At 70.5% G+C, this 20795-nt stretch carries 19 protein-coding genes and 1 tRNA gene; 12 read left to right on the top strand and 8 right to left on the bottom strand.

The annotated features are described in order from the left end of the window. Positions 1-172 precede the first annotated feature (172 nt). The 9 genes from LIV37_RS27005 (at position 173) to LIV37_RS26965 (ending at position 6662) form a co-directional block, all read left to right on the top strand. Positions 173-637, top strand: a complete 465-nt coding sequence (locus LIV37_RS27005) for a very short patch repair endonuclease (RefSeq protein WP_020870262.1) — start codon at positions 173-175, stop codon at positions 635-637. A 381-nt stretch (positions 638-1018) separates the two neighbouring features. Continuing rightward, on the top strand, positions 1019-2248 hold the full coding sequence (locus LIV37_RS27000; protein ID WP_020870260.1) for a helix-turn-helix domain-containing protein: 1230 nt from the start codon (positions 1019-1021) through the stop codon (positions 2246-2248). A gap of 55 nt (positions 2249-2303) precedes the next feature. Continuing rightward, positions 2304-2744: a hypothetical protein gene (locus LIV37_RS26995; RefSeq protein WP_185057998.1), complete on the top strand. Its 441-nt coding sequence runs from the start codon at positions 2304-2306 to the stop codon at positions 2742-2744. Positions 2745-2916: 172 nt separating this feature from the next. Then, on the top strand, positions 2917-3333 hold the full coding sequence (locus LIV37_RS26990; protein ID WP_020870258.1) for an ATP-binding protein: 417 nt from the start codon (positions 2917-2919) through the stop codon (positions 3331-3333). Next, positions 3327-3800 carry a hypothetical protein gene (locus tag LIV37_RS26985; RefSeq protein WP_020870257.1) on the top strand — a complete coding sequence of 158 codons (474 nt, stop codon included), beginning with the start codon at positions 3327-3329 and terminating at the stop codon, positions 3798-3800. Before LIV37_RS26990 ends, LIV37_RS26985 begins: the two co-directional genes overlap by 7 nt. Before the next feature lie 207 nt (positions 3801-4007). Further along, a complete protein-coding gene (locus LIV37_RS26980) occupies positions 4008-5108 on the top strand; it encodes a radical SAM protein (RefSeq protein WP_020870256.1) in 1101 nt (366 codons plus the stop codon). 14 nt (positions 5109-5122) lie between these two features. Further along, positions 5123-5320, top strand: a complete 198-nt coding sequence (locus tag LIV37_RS26975; protein ID WP_020870255.1) for a hypothetical protein — start codon at positions 5123-5125, stop codon at positions 5318-5320. 83 nt (positions 5321-5403) lie between these two features. After that, positions 5404-6204 (top strand): aminoglycoside phosphotransferase, encoded by an 801-nt coding sequence (locus LIV37_RS26970; protein ID WP_214663834.1) that lies wholly within the window; start codon positions 5404-5406, stop codon positions 6202-6204. Between the two features lie 14 nt (positions 6205-6218). Continuing rightward, positions 6219-6662, top strand: a complete 444-nt coding sequence (locus tag LIV37_RS26965) for a hypothetical protein (protein ID WP_020870253.1) — start codon at positions 6219-6221, stop codon at positions 6660-6662. 58 nt (positions 6663-6720) lie between these two features. Here LIV37_RS26965 and LIV37_RS26960 read toward each other — a convergent pair whose 3' ends face one another. Beyond that, positions 6721-6984, bottom strand: coding sequence for a GntR family transcriptional regulator (locus tag LIV37_RS26960; RefSeq protein ID WP_020870252.1), 264 nt, complete (start codon positions 6982-6984; stop codon positions 6721-6723). A gap of 172 nt (positions 6985-7156) precedes the next feature. On the opposite strand from LIV37_RS26960, the gene LIV37_RS26955 reads away from it, so the two are divergent. Further along, complete coding sequence (locus tag LIV37_RS26955; protein WP_020870251.1) at positions 7157-7471, top strand: hypothetical protein; 315 nt, start codon at positions 7157-7159, stop codon at positions 7469-7471. 140 nt (positions 7472-7611) lie between these two features. Here the strand turns inward: LIV37_RS26955 and LIV37_RS26950 are convergent, their stop codons facing one another. Then, entirely contained in the window at positions 7612-7857 is a 246-nt protein-coding gene (locus LIV37_RS26950) for a hypothetical protein (RefSeq protein WP_020870250.1), read from the bottom strand. A 259-nt stretch (positions 7858-8116) separates the two neighbouring features. On the opposite strand from LIV37_RS26950, the gene LIV37_RS26945 reads away from it, so the two are divergent. Together LIV37_RS26945 and LIV37_RS26940 are read left to right on the top strand one after the other, a co-directional pair. Continuing rightward, the gene (locus LIV37_RS26945) at positions 8117-8695 is read left to right on the top strand and encodes a hypothetical protein (RefSeq protein WP_148717795.1); all 579 of its coding nucleotides are present in this window, start codon (positions 8117-8119) and stop codon (positions 8693-8695) included. Beyond that, positions 8696-10330 carry a tyrosine-type recombinase/integrase gene (locus LIV37_RS26940; protein WP_020870248.1) on the top strand — a complete coding sequence of 545 codons (1635 nt, stop codon included), beginning with the start codon at positions 8696-8698 and terminating at the stop codon, positions 10328-10330. It begins immediately after the preceding gene. Positions 10331-10373: 43 nt separating this feature from the next. Here the strand turns inward: LIV37_RS26940 and LIV37_RS26935 are convergent. The 6 genes from LIV37_RS26935 to LIV37_RS26910 all read right to left on the bottom strand — a co-directional run bounded on the left by LIV37_RS26935 (position 10374) and on the right by LIV37_RS26910 (position 20566). Beyond that, positions 10374-10447: transfer RNA gene (locus LIV37_RS26935), tRNA-Thr, on the bottom strand. A gap of 103 nt (positions 10448-10550) precedes the next feature. Further along, a complete protein-coding gene (locus tag LIV37_RS26930; protein ID WP_020870247.1) occupies positions 10551-12095 on the bottom strand; it encodes an alpha/beta hydrolase in 1545 nt (514 codons plus the stop codon). Between the two features lie 162 nt (positions 12096-12257). Beyond that, positions 12258-13484 (bottom strand): DNA polymerase III subunit delta', encoded by a 1227-nt coding sequence (locus LIV37_RS26925; RefSeq protein ID WP_020870246.1) that lies wholly within the window; start codon positions 13482-13484, stop codon positions 12258-12260. Positions 13485-13866: 382 nt separating this feature from the next. Continuing rightward, positions 13867-17163, bottom strand: a complete 3297-nt coding sequence (gene tmk, locus LIV37_RS26920) for a dTMP kinase (protein ID WP_121824467.1) — start codon at positions 17161-17163, stop codon at positions 13867-13869. A gap of 131 nt (positions 17164-17294) precedes the next feature. Continuing rightward, positions 17295-20159 (bottom strand): type I DNA topoisomerase, encoded by a 2865-nt coding sequence (gene topA, locus LIV37_RS26915; RefSeq protein WP_020870244.1) that lies wholly within the window; start codon positions 20157-20159, stop codon positions 17295-17297. 209 nt (positions 20160-20368) lie between these two features. Continuing rightward, entirely contained in the window at positions 20369-20566 is a 198-nt protein-coding gene (locus LIV37_RS26910; protein WP_121824468.1) for a hypothetical protein, read from the bottom strand. Positions 20567-20795: the final 229 nt, after the last annotated feature.

The following is a 20795-nucleotide window of genomic DNA, read 5'->3' as shown; positions in this document are numbered from 1 at the left end:
CGACATCGGCGACGGCCGTTACGCGCGCGCGTCCATCGCGCTGCGCCTATACCGCAGCACCCGCCGCATCCGCGCCTATCTGCGATGGTCTCGGGAAGGCGAGACGCAAGAACGGTATGTCGGCGAGGTAGACGCCACGACTCGCGCCGCGAACCTGGCGCAGGCATGGAGGATGGCTCACGCCGCCGGTTACGTGACCACCGAGTCCGTTCCCCCCGACTCGTGGGCGTCCTCCCCCGCTTCCCGAGCGGTCATGTCCGCCAACAAGGGACGGGACACGAAGCCTGAGAAGCTGTTGCGATCCGCGCTCCACAGACGCGGACTGCGATACCGCGTGGGAGCCAGACCGCTCCCCAACCTGCGCCGGACCGCCGACGTGGTGTTCACAAAGGCACACGTCGCCGTCTTCGTCGATGGTTGCTACTGGCATGGCTGCCCGGAACACCACCGGCCCGCCAAGAAGGGCGCGGCGTTCTGGCAGGAGAAGATCGCCGGAAATCGAGCTCGCGACGCGGAGACCGACGAGGCACTACGTAACGCGGGTTGGTCCGTCATCCGCGTGTGGGAACACGAAGACCCGGAGCAGGCAGCCGAGAAGATCCTCAAAACGGTCAAGTCACGGCCGAACCCTTTGTAGGGCGGGGTGGCCGACGACCGGCAGGGTACGCCAGCCCGCCCGAGCCTTAAACAGCGTCTCGACACCATCGAGCAGCAGCTCGTCGCGGTCGAGCACGAACCTACACCCGAACAGCGGGTAGAGCCTGCGGGACGCCGTCGACCGCGTCGACGCTCGTACCCGGCTCATCGTCGACGACGCCCCATGAATACAGCGCCCCGCCTCGGCCTCGCGCCGGAGCGGGGCGCCTTTGTCATTCCTGGCGCTCTCCTGCTCTGTAGCGCTCCACACCCGCCCCGCACCATGGGTACCGTTCTGAGGTATACGCCCGACGGATGGAGCACGGATGCCTCGCCGCCCGCTTGAACCCCGCCGGCGCCACACCGCAAAGGGGGCGCACTGATGTTGGAAGAAGCCGAGGAGATCGGCCGCCGCGCACGTCGCGCACGGCTTCGTCTCGGGATGCCGCAGGCTGACCTCGCCGCCGCTCTGGGGAAGTCTCAGGGGTGGGTGTCGAAGATGGAACGCGGCCTCATCGAACTTGACCGGGTCGGCCTGCTAAACCTGCTCGCCGCCGAGCTGCATGTGCACCCGAATGACCTGATCGGCCGTCCGTACAACAGCTCACCCGACGAGAATCAATGGCAGGTCGCCGCGTCATCCGTCCTGCGGGAACTGCGCCGGTACGACCTCACCCCCATCTTCGACGGCACCCCGCGACCGGCTAGCCAGCTCTGGCAGGAGACCACTCGACTGCACCGCCTACGCGACGCAGCGGCGAACGTGGCGATCATGCAGGTGCTTCCCGATCTGTTCCGCGAAGCTCGGGCCCTCGCCGAGGTCTCCACCGGCCATGAGCGCGAGGAAGCGTTCGCGATCTACGCCGTCTGCTGCAAGTTCGCGCACACCGCCGCGCACGCCCTCGGTCACCCCGAGTTGGTCGCGATGGCTTGTGAACGGGCCTCCTGGTCGGCACGGCTATCCGGCGACTCCGTCATGCCTGCCGTGGCCGACTGGATGCGCGTATGGGACATGTGGGCAACCGCCGATTGGTCGGACGCCGTCGCTCTCTCGGACAAGGCACTGCAAAGCGTGCAGCAGGGTTACGACGAGGGCGAACCGCTGGCCATCCGCGCATGGGGATCGCTGCAACTGCGCGCCGCGGTCTCGGCAGCGCGGGGAGGGCTACGGGCAGAGGCCGAGGACCGCATCGCGCACGCCAGGGCCGCCGCCGATCGGTTGGGCGAATACTCCGGTGCCCCGGTGTACGACCGGCATTCGCTCACGTTCTCGCCCGGCAACGTCCAGATTCACGCCATCAACGTTGCGCTTGAGATGCGCGAGCAGCGGAGGGCCCTGGCCATAAACCGGAAGACCAGCCCGGAACTTGTCGCCGCACTCCCCCACTCCCGCCAGGGACACCACCACATGGACATCGCCCGCGCGTGGCTTTGGGATGGCAACCGGGACAAAGCGTTGAAGGAACTGGAGACAGCCGAACGCATCGCGCCCCAGCTCATCCGCAACCACCCCATTGCGCGGTCAACCCTGCGTAGCCTCGTCTACGCCGAACGAGCGACCACCCGCGAGAAGCTGCGCCGCATGTCAGACCGCTTTCACCTCGACGGATGAGGGTGATATTCCTGCGGTTCATATTCGGCCCCTGCCCTCCTCCTAGCTTCGGGGCATGACCAAGCAGACTTCGAAGCAACCTGCGCCACGGGGCGCTGAGTTAAGCGCAGGCGCCCCGTTTCGCCCCCGACTCGGCGACCTCGCCTCAGACCTCGCGGAGAACGGGCGAATCGGCGTCGTCGTCCGTGTACCGGGCGCAAGCTCGGCGTCCTACCACCTGCGTCCGCCGGGAGGCGGTCGGGAATGGTCGGCCCCGTCCAGCGGTGACACCTTGCGCCACGTGCCCGTGCCGGTCACGCACGTCAGTCCCCTGAAACGGGATGTCATCTATGACCACCGGGCGCAGCAGGCCGCCCTACCGGTCATGGTCCACCACGAGGACGGCGGGATGTCCGAGTCGGTCCTGATTCTGACGCCCGGGCAGGTCGAGCTGTACCGATTCCAGCTCGACCACATCATCAAGAAGCGGCACCAGGCCGGGGAGGGTGAGCGGTGAGCACGGCTGTGCTGACGCTCGCTCTGACGTCCTCGGCACACACCCCCACCTACCGAGCGCCCACGCCTCGACTGGCCGCCCGATGGTCGCAAGGCGAAGCGCTGCGCCTCGTCTGCCTGCCCGTGAGTCGCCCGGCCCCGGCGGCCCCGGAGGACGGGAGGTGACCAGAGCTATGACCATCACCCACAACCCATGGGCCTTGGTGGGCCCACCGTGGCGGATCGTCCTTGCCGCAGTCGAGGAATCCGCCAAGGCGGCCCGTAACTTCACGGGCGAGTACGTGAAGTTCTACGTACCGGATATCGGCGACGGCCCCCTCGACGACGTGCTGCTCGTAGCCTCCGAGCTGGTGACCAACTCCATCCGATACGGCTCGGAACCGGGCGATTCCCTGTGCGTCGCCCTCGCTCACGGCCCCGATAACGTCACCATTGAGGTCCACGACACCCGTCGGCGCCGCCCACTCCTCAAGCCGGAGTCTGTGGAACGCCAGCGAGGCCGCGGACTCTTCATCGTTGATGCCCTCGCAACGTGGGGCGTCCGCGACCGCCCATTCGGGAAGATCGTGTGGGCGGTGGTCAAGTGGTAACGACCCCCGAACCGACGAGCGGCACCGTTCCGGGCCCTGGCTTCGTTGCCGGTATCCGCCTCGCGACCGCCCTTCACCTCACCGAGGCGTTCAGCATTGCCCAACTGCTCGCCTACCACGTTCCGCCGCGCCTCGCGCACGAGAGCGTCGAGAGCATCGGGGCAGGCATGCGAGCATTCGCCGACGCGCTGTACCTCGGCCCGCACGACGCGACCCCGCCGTACATCGGCCACCGAATCCGCATACGGCGCGGTGCCCCGTGGCTCGCCTACGGCGACGACACGTGCCGGCTGTGCGTGCCCGCCGCGCCGTCGTGGGTGCGCCTGGTCGCCGCGGGCGGGCCCATCCGCATCTGCGTTCTGTTCGACCCCCTCGCGGCCGGGGCCGGGCAGGAAGAGACCGACGCGCACGTACGCGCCTCCTTCGCTCGTGGATCGATGCGGTGGGGGACGACGTACCACGTCTGAGCTAACGCCGAACGGGCCGCCCCGGAGTGAGATAGACCCCGGGCCGACCCGCCGAGATCGAGCGTATAAGGCACCACCCGACACCACGGAAGGTATGAGCCATGCCACCGCCGGCCCTCGGTCACCCCGTGGCCGCCGCCCGCTGAGATTCCCACAACGCACCTCACGGCACAGCCCCAAGCCCGTCCAGACGAGTCGAGGAGCACCGTGTACGAACTCATCGCAAGTCCGTTCCTGAACGAACACCTCGTGCTGCGCCCCGGCCACGCCTCGGGGCTGAAGATCAAGCCTCACCGATACGCAGAGCTGCGCGACGCCGCGGCTAACGGCACGGTGCCCGCTTGGCTGCGCGACGCCGCTCGGCGCAGATGGGCACTCGACCTCGGCGACAACCCGGGGCCCGACGTTCTGCTCATCCGTGATCCTTCCCCCTACGGTCACGGCCGCGCCTCGTACGAAGTGAACAACGGGTGCAACTGGGGATGCGACCACTGTGTCTACGGCTTGAAAAGGCACGAGGGCCTCGCGTGGGAGCCGCGCGAGAGGCTGCTGCACATCCTGCGGGACGCGGGAATCGTCTGGATCGAGCTCGGCGGCGGCGAGTGCACCATCGACAAGCATTTCCCCGAGACGTACGCGCTCGCGTACGACCTCGGAATGATGGTCGAGATCCTGACGAACGGGTCCACCCTGTTCAGGCCCAACGTGCTCGACCTGCTCACCACGCGCCGCCCCTACCGCGTGACCCTCAGCGTCTACGGAGCCACCGAAGCGACCTTTGACGGGTTCACGAATCGCCGCGGCGCATGGAAGAAGTTCATACGTGGTTTGGCCGCCGCGCGCGAGGCCGACCTGCCGCTGTCCCTCAGCGTCGTCATCACGCGCGAGAACGCGCACGAGGCCGACGCCATGCGAGCCCTGGCCGAGCGGTACGCCTCACGCATCCGTGAGTACAGCCACATGTCGCCGAGCTTCGCCGGCGACTCCGAACCCCTCGCGCAGCAGGCACCCGAGTACCTCCACAACCGAACCCCCTTCACCGGATGCGACGCCGGCCACACGTCCCTGAACGTGAGCCCCTTCGGCATGGCGAGCGTCTGCAAAGTCTCCCGCGACCACCCGATACCGCTCCTCAAAGAGGGAGTCGCGGGCCTATCGCGGCTCGGGAACATCGCCGACCGAGCACTACAGCGTCACAGCGGGTGCAGTAGCTGCACTCTCCAGAAGTCATGCACCACGTGCATGCCGCTCGTGACCCTGTACCGCAAAGCCGGCTCGTCCCTGGACCGCTACTGCCAACACGCATGAGAGGAGGTAAACCCATGAGTGCTGTCGCTGTAGAGATCACCGCGCGTCCGGAGGTCGACGACGAGCTCGAAGTCGTCGACACCCTCGGCGCCATCGCCGTAGAGATCACCCCGCGTCCGGTCGTCGAGGACGACGTCGAATTCGTCGACGAGCTCGACACCGTCGCCGGCAACGAGGTGATGAGGGGTTGCGGCAACGACAACCCGTACTAGGCCGCTCCAGGCCGGAGGCCGCCCGCCGCGCGCGGGCGGCCTCGCCTCTTCGTCCCAAGCCCTACACTCCCGCCGTGGTGACCATGAGAATGCATTGGGAAGACCTGCCCGCCGCCACCCGCGAGGCCGTCGCCGCCCGCACCGGCCCCATCTACAGAGCAGCGACTGCCGACAAGGGGCTCAACAGCGAGATCGCCGCCACCCTTGAAACCCGCGCCGGCCGCATTTTCGTCAAGGGGCTTAGCTGCGATCACCCTCGTGTCTGGACGCAGCAACGCGAGACGGCGATTAACCCACACGTCGCTCCACTCGCCCCGCGTCTCCTGTGGACGATCAACGACGGCACGTGGAACCTGCTCGGTTTCGAGTACCTCGACGGGCACCCCGCTGACTACAGCCCCCGATCCGACGACCTACCGCTCGTCGCCGAAGCGATCATCACCCTTTCCGGTGTGCGAGCTCCCGTCGGCATCGTCCTGAAGCAGATCGAGCAGCGTTTCGCGGACTACCTCGACAGCCCGGACGACGCCGAGCTGCTGCGCGGCGAGACCCTGCTGCATACCGACTGGACGCCCGACAACGTCCTCATCGTCGACAACGCCGCGCGCGTGGTCGACTGGGCATGGCCCACCCGTGGCGCCGCATGGATCGATGCCGCCTGCTGGGTCGTCTGGCTGATCGCCGCCGGGCACACGCCCTCGGACGCCGAACAGTGGGCCGCCAAGACCCCGGCATGGTCCCCCGCCCCCGCCCGCGCCCTCGATGTCTTCGCGACCGCTCAACAACGACTCTGGGCCGGCATCGCCGCGGACGCACCCGACGTCGAGTGGAAACAAGCTCTCGCCGCCGCAGCCGGCCAGTGGGCGACCTACCGCCGGCCTTAACGAGGGGAACCCAGATGCCGACGGACCCGCTCATTCACCCGCACGAGACGCTCACCACCCCCAGCGGGGAGCGAGTAGACATCGACACGGAGATGCTTCCCGTCATCCGTGAACTGTGGCGCCTCAGCTTCACGACGAGCGCATGCTGCCAAGACGTCGGCGAGGCCACCGCCGGCGTACGAGCAAAGCGCGCCACCCCGCTCGGATACGGCGGCGACGCATTCATCGACTACCACCGCGGTTGGGCACTGCTGAAGCTCCCGATACCCGACGCAATGCGCCTCGTCGCCCTGCTCGCCGAGACGCCGGCGTTCGCCGACCAGGTCCGCCACCCCTGGCGCCCCGGTTCCTGGCGCATGAACGTCCCCCTCGAACCGGACGGTCTCAGCGAGGCCGCGTTACTCCACTTCCCGCGGCAACAGCTTCCCCAACTCGCCGAGACACTGCGAGATCGCTAGAGCGCGCCCGGATGCTCCGTCCGTCGCGCTCGTCATCCAAGGCGCGGCGGGCGGGCCGCTAACCGCCCTCGGTGGGCCGTCGCCGCTCCAAGACGTACGAACCACGCTGCGGCACCGTGCGCACGTATCCCTCGTCGCGGAGGTAGCGCACCGCGCCGCGGGCAGTGTCACGGGCCACGCCAAAGCGTTTCACCAGATCGGATTCCGACGGGATGCGACGTCCGACCGGCAGCGCCCCGCGCTCAATGTCGGCAATCAGAACCGCAGCGATCTGGCGATAGACCGGAGTCTCCGCCTCGTGGTCGATCTCGTCAGCCGTCATGACGCAAACAGTAGACAACCGTCGACGTTGGCAAGCGTTGACAGACGAGGGCACACGTATATAGACGAGGGTAGACAAGTTCGCTACCGTCGATACACAAGAAACCCCGGCGGGCCGCGTAGGACCGGCCCGCCGGGGGCGGAACATCACCAGCTTTCGAGGAGCTGACGACATGCGCGATGCTATCGCCCACATCCTCTTATGGGTGCTCCACCTGTTCGTACCGCAGACCCGCCGACGCGGGCCCGGCCGCCACTCCGCCGAACACTTCGCCACGGTGACCGCCATGTCGCCCGCACCACATCGACACCAGCCGTGGACAGGCCCGAGCTCCGAGGACGCCCGCGCCATCTTCCGGGCGGACGTATCCCACCTGACCCCAGAGCAGCGCGAACGCCACTGGGCCGCCGCTTTCGCCGAGATCGGCGTCGAGTACCCGTACAGGTACGAGGGTGACCACTTCGCCGCCCTGGCAGCGTCAGCGTGACCCCCGCCGCCTACCGCGGCTGCAAGCGAGAGACAGCAGCCCCGTCCCCGCATGGTCCGTCGAGGACCAGGCGCCGGGGGCTCTGACCACGCAAAGGCCCCGTCCAGAGTTCCGGACGGGGCCCGCGCAGTTCATCGCGTTCACGTCGCGTCGGAGGTCGCCGTTCCTTCGCTCTCGGCACTGACGCCGAGGTGCCGGTGCAGGTCGTAGCGCGAAACCTTGTACTGCCGCCCGTGCCGCAGCACTCGCACGGGATAGCACCCACGTTTCGCCAGGGCGTAACCGGTGGTTCTGCCCATCGTGAGCGCCCTGTTCGCCGTCTCCAAGGGGACCGACACCGGAAGAGACATCAGTTCCTCGTGCGTCATCCCCTGCTCGCCGCTCATTACCCCAACTCCCTCATGAACTTGTCGATATGCCCTCTGACCTGTTCGTATCGACCAATTTAGATCACCAAAGTACCCAGACCGGCTAGCATTGCGCAACATGCACTGTTAGCTTGTCGATATGCACAGTCACCGAACGGCAAGCGACACCATCGCCGAACAGGTCCGTCGGCACCGGCAGCGCCTCGGCATCACGCGAGAGCAACTCGCCGCCGAGTGCGCACGGCTCGGGGCTACCGAGCTCACGTACGGCGCACTCGTGAACATCGAGACCGGCAGGCGCAAGCCTGATGGTCGGCGACGCCGTGAGGTGACCGCCGACGAGTTGCTCGTGCTGGGCCTCGCCCTCGCCGTTCCTCCGCTGCTCCTCATGCTTCCGCTCGGCGGCGAGGACACCGTGCCCACCGTCCCGGCCGCCGACGACCGGGACCCATACACGGTGTGGAAGTGGTGGACGGGCGAGGAGACGCCGACGCTCGCGGGGCCCACCGACGGGCGGCACTACGCCGAGCCCCGGCAAATCGCCGAGACCGGCCCGAGGTGGCCCGCCGCATGGGCCGAGGCCGCATACCCCGCAAGCCTCTTTCCCGAGTTCGAGCGGCGCAGTGAAGCAGCTCGCCGGGCCTACCTGCGCGCCGAGACCGAGCGAGCGAAGGGAGGTGAGACCGCAGCCCAGACCGAGTATCTGCACCGACTCGAAGAACTCGCGCGCCACATCAACGACATGAGCCGCGCGGGTCTGCCGATTCCCGTACTACGACCGGACTTGATCCAAGACCTAAAGGGGCTCGACATGCTTCACGCCCCGGACGCACTCACACCGAAGGAAGACAACTGAGTGAACGGCACCATCACCAAGCGTTGCGGATGCCGCGACGCAGTCACCGGCAAGCAGCTCGGCGCGTCCTGTCCGAAGCTCAGACAGCGAACGCACGGCCTATGGAATTTGGTTCAGGAACTGCCGCCGCGTAAGGACGGCACACGACGTCGGTTCCGCCGCAGCGGGTACTCGACCAAGGGCGAGGCACAGACCGACATCGACGCGCTGCGTGCCCTGCTCGACATCGCCGACAAGAAGACCGACCCTGACGGCCGCGCCCGCATCGCCGACCTACTGGAAACGGTCGCTGCGAGCGGGGAGGACCTGCCGGACTACGCCGAGACGAAACGCCGCTTCGCGACTGGCCAGTCACTCACTCAGCACATGACGGTCGCCGAGTGGCTCGACGCATGGCTCGCCGGTAAGAAGGCGTTACGCAAGAGCGGCGAGACGCGGTACGACGTCGACATTCGGTGCCACCTCAAACCGCGGATCGGGCACATACGCCTCGACCGCCTCACTGTTCAGCACCTCGACGAGATGTTCGCAGGCATCGCCGAAACCAATGCCGAGATCGTGGACGCCAACATGGAGCGCCGCGCCGCCCTCGACGCGCTCAAGGCGATTCCATGGAAGGGAGCGGAGAACCGCGGGCGCCGGAAGTTCCTGAAAGCGGCCATCGACGAGATGGAGCCGTTTCGGCGCATCACCGGTCCGGCCACTCAGAAGCACATCCGCGACACGCTGCGCGCTGCCCTGAACACCGCCATCGCCCGGGGAGCGATCACCTTCAATCCCGCCTCGTATGTCGAACTCACGGCAGCGAAGCGGCCAAAGGCGATGGTGTGGACTGACGAACGAGTAGAGACGTGGCTGCGCACTGGCGAGAGGCCCTCGGCGGTCATGGTGTGGACCCCCGAACAGGCAGGGCAGTTCCTCGACTTCCTCGCCGACACCGACAACAGGCTGTATGCCCTTTTCCACCTGATCACGTTCCGGGGCCTGCGCCGCGGCGAGGCGTGCGGCGTCCGGTGGTCCGACTATGCCCGCACGGCACGCGAGATGACGATCGCTGTGCAACTCGTGCAAGACGGGTGGGAGGTCATCGAGAGCGCGCCCAAGACGGACAGCGGCGAGCGCGTGATCAGCATCGACGAGTACACCGACGAGGTACTCGAAGCCCATCGGACCAAGCAGGCCGCCGAACGCTGCCAGTGGGGCCCGGCATGGATCGAGACAGGCCGGATGTTCACCCAGGACGACGGAGACCGCATTCACCCGGGGTGGCTGACCGACCAGTTCGAGAAGCTCGTCGAGCTGTCAGGACTGCCGCCGATCCGGTTGCACGATCTGCGGCACGTCGCCGCCTCACTCATGCTCGCCGCTGGCGTCGACGTCAAAATCGTGTCCGAGACGCTCGGGCACAGCGACAGCCGCATCACTCGGGACATCTATCAGTCGGTCATGCCCAAGGCTGCTCGCGAAGCCGCCGAGGCAACAGCCGCCATGGTCCCCCGGGGCGCCGTCCGCGCTCCCGCACCGATCCCGCCTACGACGCCCGTCGAGGCCGCTGTCGAGCAGGATGGCCTCACAACGGCCACACATGAGGGTGCGAAGATCATCGCGTTCCGGCCGCGCAAGGTGAGCGCATAAGAAAAAGCCCAGGTCATGGACTAGATGACCTGGACTTCCCTTGAGCCGCCTAAGGGAATCGAACCCTTGACCTACGCATTACGAGTGCGTCGCTCTGGCCGACTGAGCTAAGGCGGCATGCCGCGGAGCCAGATTGGCAGCAGCGGCGTCGCCAAGTCTACACAGTTTCGAGGGATGCTCCGTACGGGGCCGGGTGGGCCCTGGGCTGGGGTGGGGCTGGTCAGTGGCAGCGGGTGTGGGGAGTGGGTGGGCGCCCGGTGAGGAGGTAGGTGTTGATCGCGTTGTCGATGCAACCGCTCCCGCGGCCGTAAGCCGTATGGCCGTCGCCGTCGTAGGTGAGGAGGGTGGCGGAGGAGAGCTGGGTGGCGAGGGCGCGGGCCCAGGGGTAGGGGGTGGCGGGGTCGCGGGTGGTGCCGACGACGACGATGGGGGCGGCGCCCCTGGCGTGCAGGGCGTGGGCTGTGCCAGTCGGGCGGACGGGCCAGTAGGCGCAGTTCAGGGCCGCCCAGGCGAGGGCCTTGCCGAAGACGGGGGATGCCTTCTGGAAGTCGGGGATGGACTTCTTGACCTCGGCGGGGGTGCGGAAGGCCGGTGGGAGGTCGAGGCAGTTGACGGCGGGGTTGGCGTACATGAGGTTGGCGTACGAGCCGTCGGTGTCGCGCTCGTAGTAGAGGTCCGCCAGGTTGAGCAGACCGCCGCCGTGGCCGCCCATCGCGGAGCGGAGGGCGGTGCGCAGCTGGGGCCAGGCGGTCTCGTCGTACATGGCGGAGATCACGCCGATCGTGGCGAGCGGCTCGCCCAGGGCGCGGGAGTCGCCGGTGCGGGCCGGATGGGAGTCGAGGCGGGCGAAGAAGGCGCCGAGCCGGTCGCGGGCGGTGGCCACGGAGCCGGTGCCGAGGGGGCAGCCGGTGCGGCGCACGCAGTCCTTGGCGAAGGCGGTGAAGGCGGTTTCGAAACCGGCGGTCTGGTCGCGGTTGATGCGCCGGGAGGACAGCGTCGGGTCGAGCGCGCCGTCGAGGACGAGACGGCCGACGCGGTGGGGGTAGAGGTCGGCGTAGGTCGCGCCGAGGAAGGTGCCGTAGGAGGCGCCGACGTAGGTCAGCTTCCGGTCGCCGAGCGCGGCGCGCAGCAGATCCATGTCGCGGGCCGCCTCGACCGTCGAGACATGGCCGAGGATCCGGCCGGAGCGGGTCGCGCAGCCGTGCGCGAACTTCTTGTAGGCGGCGACGAGCCGGTCCGTCTCACCGCGGCCGTCGGGCGTCTGGTCGGTCTGGGTGAAGGTGTCCATCTGCTTGTCGCTCAGACAGGTGATGGGCTCGCTCTCGGCCACCCCGCGCGGGTCCATCGCCACCATGTCGTAGCGGGCGCGCACCCGGGCCGGGTAGCCGACGGCCGCGAAACTCTGCAGATAGCCGACCGCGGAGCCGCCGGGGCCGCCGGGGTTCACCAGGAGCGAACCGAGGCGGCGGCCGGTGCCGGTGGCCTTCTTACGGGAGACCGCGAGCCTCAGGTCCCGGCCGGTGCCGGGTCTCGCGTAGTCGAGCGGGGCCTTGAGGGTGGCGCATTCGAAGTCCGCGCCGCCGCACGGGCGCCAGCTCAGCGTCTGCTCGTAGTACGGCTTGAGGGCGGCGGGGACGGCCTTCTTCGACAGCGCCGCGGCGCGCGGCGCGGAGGCGTCGGCCGAGCAGCCGGAGGACAGCAGGGCGGCGGCCGTAAGGGCGGCGCCGAGGGTCCGGAGCGGGCGGCTGCTGTGTCGGATGTGCATGGACTGATCCCTCGGTTCGCGGTCGAGTCGCGGGATCGCGCCGGCCGGATCGCATGGATCACCCTGTACTGGTTCCTATGGGACAGGACCGGTTCGCCCCCTTACGGAGAGTATCCACTCGGACACGCTCCATGGGTCCAGCGACGAACCCGTACGGGTGACTCAGCCCGCCCGCAACGCCATGGTCATCGCCTCGACCGCCAGCAGCGGCGCCACATTGCTGTCCAGCGCCTGACGGCAGGCCGTGATCGCCTCTATCCGGCGCAGCGTCCGCTCGGGCTTCGAACCCGACGCGATCCGCTCCAGCGCGTCCCGAACGTCGGTGTTGGCGAGCCCCACCTGGGAGCCGAGCTGGAGAGTCAGCACATCCCGGTAGAAGGCGGTCAGATCGGTGAGCGCAAGGTCGAGGGTGTCCCGCTGGGTGCGGGTGGCACGGCGCTTCTGACGGTCCTGGAGGTCCTTCATGGCCCCCGCCGTGCCACGCGGCAGCCGCCCGCCCGTACCGGCGGCCGCGCCCAGGGCGGCGCGCAGCTCCTCGGTCTCCTTGGCGTCGACCTCCTCCGCCACCTGCTTGGCGTCCTCGGCCGCCGCGTCGATCAGCTCCTGGGCCGCCTTGAGGCAGCCGCCCACGTCGTCGACGCGCAGCGGGAGCTTCAGGACGGCGGCGCGGCGGGCGCGGGCCCGCTCGTCGGTGGCCAGGCGGCGGGCGCGGCCGATGTGGCCCTGGGTGGCACGGGCGGCGGAGGCGGCGAGCTCGGGGTCGATGCCGTCGCGCCGGACGAGGATGTCCGCCACGGCGTCCACCGGGGGCGTACGGAGGGTGAGGAGGCGGCAGCGGGAGCGGATCGTGGGCAGCACATCCTCCAGCGAGGGCGCGCACAGCAGCCATACTGTGCGCGGCGCGGGCTCCTCGACGGCCTTGAGGAGCACATTGCCCGCGCCCTCGGTAAGGCGGTCGGCGTCCTCCATGACGATCACCTGCCACCGGCCGCCGGCGGGCGAGAGCTGGGCGCGGCGGACGAGCTCACGGGTCTCCTTGACGCCGATGGTGAGCATGTCCGTACGGACCACCTCCACATCGGCGTGGGTGCCGACCAGGGCGGTGTGACAGCCGTCGCAGAAGCCGCAGCCAGGGGCGCCGCCGAGCGCCCGGTCCGGGCTGACGCACTGCAGCGCGGCGGCGAAGGCGCGGGCGGCCGTGGCCCGGCCCGAGCCGGGCGGGCCGGTGAACAGCCAGGCGTGAGTCATCTTGGACGACGCCATGGGCTCCCCGGCGGGGCCGCCGCCCGCCTCACTGGCCGCCGTGACCAGGGCGTCGGCATCCCGCGCGGCAGCCGACAGCTGGGCCGCCACGCGGTCCTGCCCGACCAGGTCGTCCCACACCGCCATGACTGCCTCCGCCGCTCGTCCCTACGGCACCCCATTGTGGTCCACCCCACCGACACCCGAACGCACCGGTCGTCCGCGACGGCGCCCGGCCGGGCGGTGAGGGGCCCTCCGCCCGCGCGCGCCGCGGGGGGCCTCCGCCAGCGCCTCGCCGTCGGCGTCCCGCGATCAGACGCGGCCGTCGTCGGCGACGCCCGGCCCGTCAGTGGGCCCGCGCCAGCGCCCTGCCGTCTTCCGTACGCGGCCACCGGCGGCGGCGCCCAGCCGGACCATGGGCAGCCCCGCGCAGGCCCATCGGCGTTAGCGGCCCACCGTCGGCGCCCAGGCCAGTAGCCGGGCGCGGCCATTCGCGACTGCGCCCGGCGATAGCGTCAGCACCCCGCCGTCAGCGGCGGCGGCCGTCCTCGTCGTCGCGGGGGCCGAGCAGTTCGTCGGCCAGGGACGGGAGGTCGTCCAGGGGGGTCTCCTCGGCCCACTCGGGGCGGCGGCGCCGGCGCGGCGGTTCCGCCTGGCCCTGCGCCTGGCCTTGGTCCTGGCCGTACTGCGGCATCTCGCGCGTGCGCTCGTTCCCCTGGCCGTGCTCCTGACCCTGGCCCTGGCCCTCGTCCGGGCGGAACAGCCACGGCGGGACCCGGTCCGCCGGGTCGCCGGAGCGCTCGTCCCGTACGGGCGGCAGGACGGCCGTCTCGTCGGCCGCGCTCGTGGGCGGCTCGGCGGGCGGCTGGGGCAGGACGGTCGTCTCCTCGGCGTCCGGGCCGCCCCGGCGCTCCGGGCCGTCCTGGGGCCGTACGGGCGGCAGCACAGCGGTCTCGTCGGCGCCCGGGCCGTTCTGGGGCGGTACGGGCGGCGCGGGAGGCACGGGTGGCAGCACCGTGGTCTCATCGGCCGCCGACGATCCGGTACCGGGACGGCCGGACTCGCCGCCGTACCCCGCCCGCGGGTCGAACCTCGGCGTCTGGACCGTCTCCGTCGTGTCCGGGTGCGGGTCGTCCGCGCCGGAGGCCGCCGCGCCCCGGGCGCCGCCGGTGCCCCGGGGGCCGTCCTCGTCCTCGGGCGGCGGGGCCGGGGTCTCGGTCTCCACGGTCGGCGCGTCCGCCCCGGAGGACGCCGTGTCCGCCGCCAGCCGTGCCTGCTCCGCCCGCAGCAGCGCCTCCTCGGCCTTGCGCTGCTCCTCCTGGCGGCGCGCCTCGGCCTCGGCCCGGCGCAGCGCGTCCGCCTCCTCCTGGAGGCGGCGCCGCTCCTCCTCGGCGGCGCGGGCGCGGTCCTCGGCCTCGATGCGCTTGCGGTCCTCCTCGGCCCTGCGGCGCGCGTCCTCGGCCCGCTGACGGGCCGCCTCCGCCTGCCGCTCGGCCTCGCGCTGGCGGGCCTCCTCCAGCTCGCGCCGCTTGCGCTCCTCCTCCTCCGCGCGGGCCTTGGCGAGCGCTTCCTGGCGCTCGCGCTCCAGCCGCTCCTCCTCGGCCTTACGGGCGGCCTCCTCCTCGGCCCGGCGGCGGGCCTCCTCCTCGGCGGCCTTACGGGCCTCCTCCTGGGCCTTCACCTCCGCCTCGGACAGCGGCAGCATCTGGTCCAGGCGGTGGCGCACGACGGAGGTGACCGCCTCCGGCAGCTGCCCGGCGTCGGCGACGATGTAGCGGGCCGGGTCGGCGGCGGCGAGGGCCAGGAATCCGGCCCGTACGCGCTGGTGGAACTCGGCGGGCTCGGACTCGAGCCGGTCCGGGGCCTCGGTGAAGCGTTCGCGCGCGGTCTCCGGCGAGACGTCCAGCAGCACCGTCAGATGCGGCACCAGGCCGTTCGTCGCCCAGCGCGAGATGCGGGCGATCTCGGTCGCGGCGAGGTCGCGCCCCGCGCCCTGGTAGGCGACGGACGAGTCGATGTAACGGTCGGAGATGACGACCGCGCCGCGCTCCAGCGCCGGGCGGACGACGGTGTCGACGTGCTCGGCGCGGTCCGCCGCGTACAGCAGCGCCTCGGCGCGGTGCGAGATCCCGGCGGACGAGACGTCGAGCAGGATCGAGCGCAGCCGCTTGCCGATCGCGGTGGCGCCCGGCTCACGGGTCACCACGACCTCGTGCCCCTTGGCCCTGATCCACTCGGCCAGCGCCTCCACCTGCGTGGACTTGCCCGAGCCATCGCCACCCTCGACGGCGATGAAGAAGCCGGTGGCGGCCGGGCCCTCGTCCGCGCCGCCCCTGCCGAGCAGCGCCTCCCGCAGATCGCGCCGCAGCGGCACGCCCTGCCGGTCGTCGGTCCGGCCGAGGACCAGCGCGGCGACGGGCAGCAGCAGCGCGCCCACCAGCATCAGGGTGAAGGCCGCGCCGCCGTGGGCGAAGACGAAGTCACCGCTGCCGAGCCGGTGCGGTCCGATGACGGCGGCGAGCAGCGGGGCGGCGACCGCGCCGAGCCCGACGCCGACGCGGACGACGGCCTGCAGATGCTCGGTCATCCGGGGCCGGCGGGTCTCCTCGGACTCCTGGTCCAGCAGGGAGTGGCCGGTGTGGGCGGCGACACCCGCCGACACGCCCGCGATCAGGGCGATCAGCACGACGGTGGTGGTGTCGTGCACCAGGCCCACCGTGAGCAGCGCGAGCCCGGTCAGCGCGACCGACAGCGCCAGCAGCCGGCGCCGCGAAAGGCCCGGGAGGACCTTGGGGGCCCAGCGGATGCCCATCGCCGGACCGCCGGTCAGGACGAGGACGAGCAGGGCGAAGCCGACCGGCCCGCCGCCGAGGTCCATGGCCTGCAGCGGGGCGACGCCCACGGCCGCGGCGATCGCGCCCGCCACCCCGGCGCAGGCCGGCACCAGCAGCGGAACGGCCCCGGTGCGGCCCTTGTCGGCGCCGCTCCCGGAGGCGGCACGTGGGCGGCGCAGCCCCTCCAGGGGGGAGCGGGTGCGGCTGGTCTGCGCGCCGGGCAGTTCGACGAAGGTGAGGATCGAGATCGACGCGGCGAAGAGCCCGGCGCCGACGTACGAGCCGAGGGCGGCCTGGTGGGTGTGGAACCACTCCACGCCGGTGCCCAGCAGCCTGCCGATCAGCGTGACGACGAGCAGCGCGGCGGCCGCGATCGGCAGCGTCACGAAGTTCGTACGGAGCGAGAGCCGGCGCAGCGCGTCCAGGTGGTCGGGCAGCGGGCGTACGGCGGCGCCCTCGGCGGGCGGCGCCGGGAGCAGCGAGGGGGCCGCGCCGTCCTTGGCGACGGTCCAGAAGCGCTCCACGACGCCGACGACGAAGGTGGTGATGAGCAGCCAGGCGACGGCGTCGGCCGGGGCCCAGTCGATCCACAGCGGCGCGATGAGGAGCAGCACCAGCCGCAGACCGTCCGCGCCGACCATGGTCCAGCGGCGGTCCAGCGGACCGGAGGGGCCGATCAGCGCGGCGAGCGGCCCGAGGAGCACCGCGCCGAACAGCACGGTCGCGAAGAGCCGTACGCCGAGCACCACCGCCACCGCGAAGGCCGCGCCGCGGTACCCGCCGCCGAAGGAGTCGGCCGCCACCGACGCCTGGAGCGTCAGCAGCACCAGCACCAGTACGGCGAGCACGTCCCCGGCACCACCGACGAGTTGAGCGCTCCACAGCCGTCGCATCGGCTGATAGCGCAGCAGGGCTCGTACGGCCCGCTCGCGGGAGTCCGCGGCAAGGGCACCGGAAGTGGCGGTCACGTCCGTTGGCTGCTCTCGCGTCATCCCGCCAGCCTATCCGGATCACATGAATCCACGGCCCCCCGGCCGAACAAACGGGCGGTGAGCCGTGGATGGCGTGCGGATTGCTCCGCCTTCCTCCGCCTTCCTCCGCTTTCCCGCCCGCCGTCGGCCGGCTACTCGGCGTTGGCCGACGACCTCTCGGCCGCCGTCTTCTTCGCGGCGGTCTTGGCGGTCGTCTTCTTGGCGGCCGTCTTCTTCGCGGTCGTCTTCGTCGCCGCGGTCTTCTTGGCGGCCGTCTTCTTCGCCGTCGTCTTCTTGGCCGCGGTCTTCTTCGCCGCCGTCTTCTTGGCGGTCTTCTTGGCCGGGCCCTTGGCGCGCTTCTCGGCGAGCAGCTCGAAGCCGCGCTCGGATGTGATGGTCTCCACGTCGTCGTCGCGGCGCAGCGTCGCGTTGGTCTCGCCGTCCGTGACGTACGGACCGAAGCGGCCGTCCTTGACCACCACGGGCCGCTCGCTGACCGGGTCGGTGCCCAGCTCCTTCAGCGGCGGCTTGGCCGCGGCCCGGCCACGCTGCTTGGGCTGGGCGTAGATCGCCAGCGCCTGCTCGAGCGTGATGTTGAAGATCTGGTCCTCGGTCTCGAGCGACCGCGAGTCCGTGCCCTTCTTCAGGTACGGGCCGTAGCGGCCGTTCTGCGCGGTGATCTCCACGCCCTCGGGGTCGGTGCCGACCACACGCGGCAGCGACATCAGCTTGAGCGCGTCCTCCAGGGTCACCGTGTCCAGGGACATCGACTTCAGCAGGGAGGCCGTGCGCGGCTTGATGGCGTTCTTACCGCTCTTGGGGGTGTCCTCGGGGAGCACCTCGGTGACGTACGGGCCGTAGCGGCCGTCCTTGGCGACGATCATGCGCCCGGTCTCGGGGTCGGCACCCAGCTCGAACTCGCCGCTCGGCTTGGCGAGCAGCTCCTCCGCGAGCTCCACGGTCAGCTCGTCCGGCGGCAGGTCGTCGGGGACGTCGGCGCGCTGGCCGATGCCGCCCTCGACCTCCGTGGGGCGCTCGACGTACGGCCCGTAGCGGCCGACGCGCAGCACGATGCCGTCGCCCACGGGGAAGGACGAGATCTCCCGGGCGTCGATCGCGCCCAGGTCGGTGACGAGCTCCTTGAGGCCGCCGAGGTGGTCGCCGTCGCCGTTCCCGGCCTCGGCGGCACCGGCCTGGGCGGCGCCGACCTGGGCGCCCTCGCCGAAGTAGAAGCGCTTCAGCCACGGCACGGCCTCGGCCTCGCCGCGCGCGATGCGGTCGAGGTCGTCCTCCATCTTGGCGGTGAAGTCGTAGTCGACCAGCCGGCCGAAGTGCTTCTCCAGCAGGTTGACCACGGCGAAGCTCAGGAAGGAGGGCACGAGCGCGGTGCCCTTCTTGAAGACGTAGCCGCGGTCGAGGATGGTGCCAAGGATCGTGGCGTAGGTCGACGGGCGGCCGATCTCGCGCTCTTCGAGCTCCTTGACCAGCGACGCCTCGGTGTAGCGGGCCGGGGGCTTGGTCGCGTGGCCGTCGGCGGTGATCTCCTCGGCGGTGAGCCGGTCGCCCTCGGTGACCTGCGGCAGCCGGCGCTCGCGGTCGTCGAGCTCGGCGTTCGGGTCGTCGGCGCCCTCCACATAGGCCTTCATGAAGCCGTGGAAGGTGATCGTCTTACCGGAGGCGGAGAACTCGGCGTCCCGGCCGTCGCTCGCCTGCCCGCCGATCTTGACGGTGACCGAGTTGCCGATCGCGTCCTTCATCTGGGAGGCGACGGTCCGCTTCCAGATCAGCTCGTAGAGCCGGAACTGGTCGCCGGTGAGGCGGGTCTCCGCCGGGGTGCGGAAACGGTCTCCCGAGGGGCGGATGGCCTCGTGCGCCTCCTGGGCGTTCTTGACCTTGCCCGCGTAGGTGCGCGGCTTGTCGGGCAGGTAGTCGGCCCCGTACAGCTGGGTGACCTGCGCCCGGGCCGCCGCCACCGCCGTGTCCGACAGGACGGTGGAGTCCGTACGCATATAGGTGATGTAGCCGTTTTCGTACAGCTTCTGCGCGACCTGCATGGTGGCCTTGGCACCGAAGCCCAGCTTGCGACTGGCCTCCTGCTGCAGGGTCGTGGTGCGGAACGGCGCGTACGGCGAGCGGCGGTACGGCTTGGACTCGACCGAGCGCACCGCGAAGGCGGTGTCGACGAGGGCCGCGGCCAGGGAGCGGGCACCCGCCTCGTCCAGGTGGAGGACGTTGAGGCCCTCCTTGAGCTGCCCGAGCGAGGTGAAATCGCGCCCCTGGGCGACCCGGAGGCCGTTGACGGCCGTAAGGCGGGCACCGAAGGTGCCGGGGTCGCTGACGTCACCGGCCCGGCCGGTGGCAAAGGTGCCGGTGAGGTCCCAGTACTCGGCGGAGCGGAAGGCGATGCGATCGCGCTCGCGCTCGACGACGAGACGGGTGGCGACCGACTGGACCCGGCCCGCCGACAGGCCGCGCATGACCTTCTTCCACAGGACCGGCGAGACCTCGTAGCCGTAGAGGCGGTCGAGGATGCGGCGGGTCTCCTGCGCGTCGACCAGGCGCTGGTTCAGCTCGCGCGGGTTGGCCACGGCGGCCCGGATGGCGTCCTTGGTGATCTCGTGGAAGACCATCCGGCGCACCGGGACCTTGGGCTTGAGGACCTCCTGGAGGTGCCAGGCGATGGCCTCGCCCTCGCGGTCCTCATCGGTGGCCAGGAAGAGCTCGTCGGAGTCGGCGAGCAGCTCCTTGAGCTTCTTGACCTGGCTCTTCTTGTCAGCGTTGACCACATAGACGGGCTGGAAGTCGTGCTCGACGTCCACGCCGAGGCGCCGGACCTCGCCGGTGTACTTGTCGGGGACCTCGGCCGCACCGTTCGGCAGGTCCCGGATGTGCCCGACGCTGGCCTCGACCACGTAGCCCGGGCCGAGGTAGCCCTTGATCGTCTTCGCCTTGGCAGGCGACTCGACGATGACGAGTCGGCGGCCGCCCTGCGCGGTCTCGCTGGTGGTCGGGGACAACTTCGCTCTTCTCTCCGGTCGACTCTCGGTGAACGGGCAGTGCCGCGTAGGTAACGCTCACGGCCTCCCTCTACGGTGACGCTGCGGAGTGTGACGGTACATCCCGCCCCCGTGTCAAACGGAAAAAGCCCGCAACGCCACTCGAACGGTAACCCGACAACCGTCCTGTCTGCCGCCCGGACCGGCACGAGGCAGCGTGGAAGGCCCTGTCAGGCGTAACCCAGGCACCAGATTCCGCCGCCCAGCGCGGCGATGCCGAAGAGAAGGGAGAGCGCCGCGGAAGCGACAGGACTCACACCGTGTGCGACCGGCACACGCAGCCTCAGGCGCGCCGCCGTCCACAGCAGCAGCGCGGCGCCGAACAACACGAATGCCGTTCCGGCGAAGATCGCAGGTCCGCTCTCCATGGCGGGAGCGTGGCACGCGCGGGAGGCGTGAGCGCTAACCCCGGGTGAACAGCGCGCGTCGCCTCACCGGGCCCCGCCCGCACCCGCCCGGGGCGGCCCCTCCGGCGCCCCCGGCGGCAGCTTCCTGCCATACGGGGGCGCGGGAGGGAGCGCTGTACCACCGGCGCACGCCCCCAGTACATGCGCGGCGCGCTCCCATCCGGCCCCGATGGCGGCCATGGCGCCCCTA

Origin of the sequence: Streptomyces rapamycinicus NRRL 5491 (assembly GCF_024298965.1) — a bacterium.
In the GTDB taxonomy this organism is placed as follows: Bacteria; Actinomycetota; Actinomycetes; order Streptomycetales; family Streptomycetaceae; genus Streptomyces; species Streptomyces rapamycinicus.
This window is presented reverse-complemented; position numbering and strand designations above follow the sequence as displayed.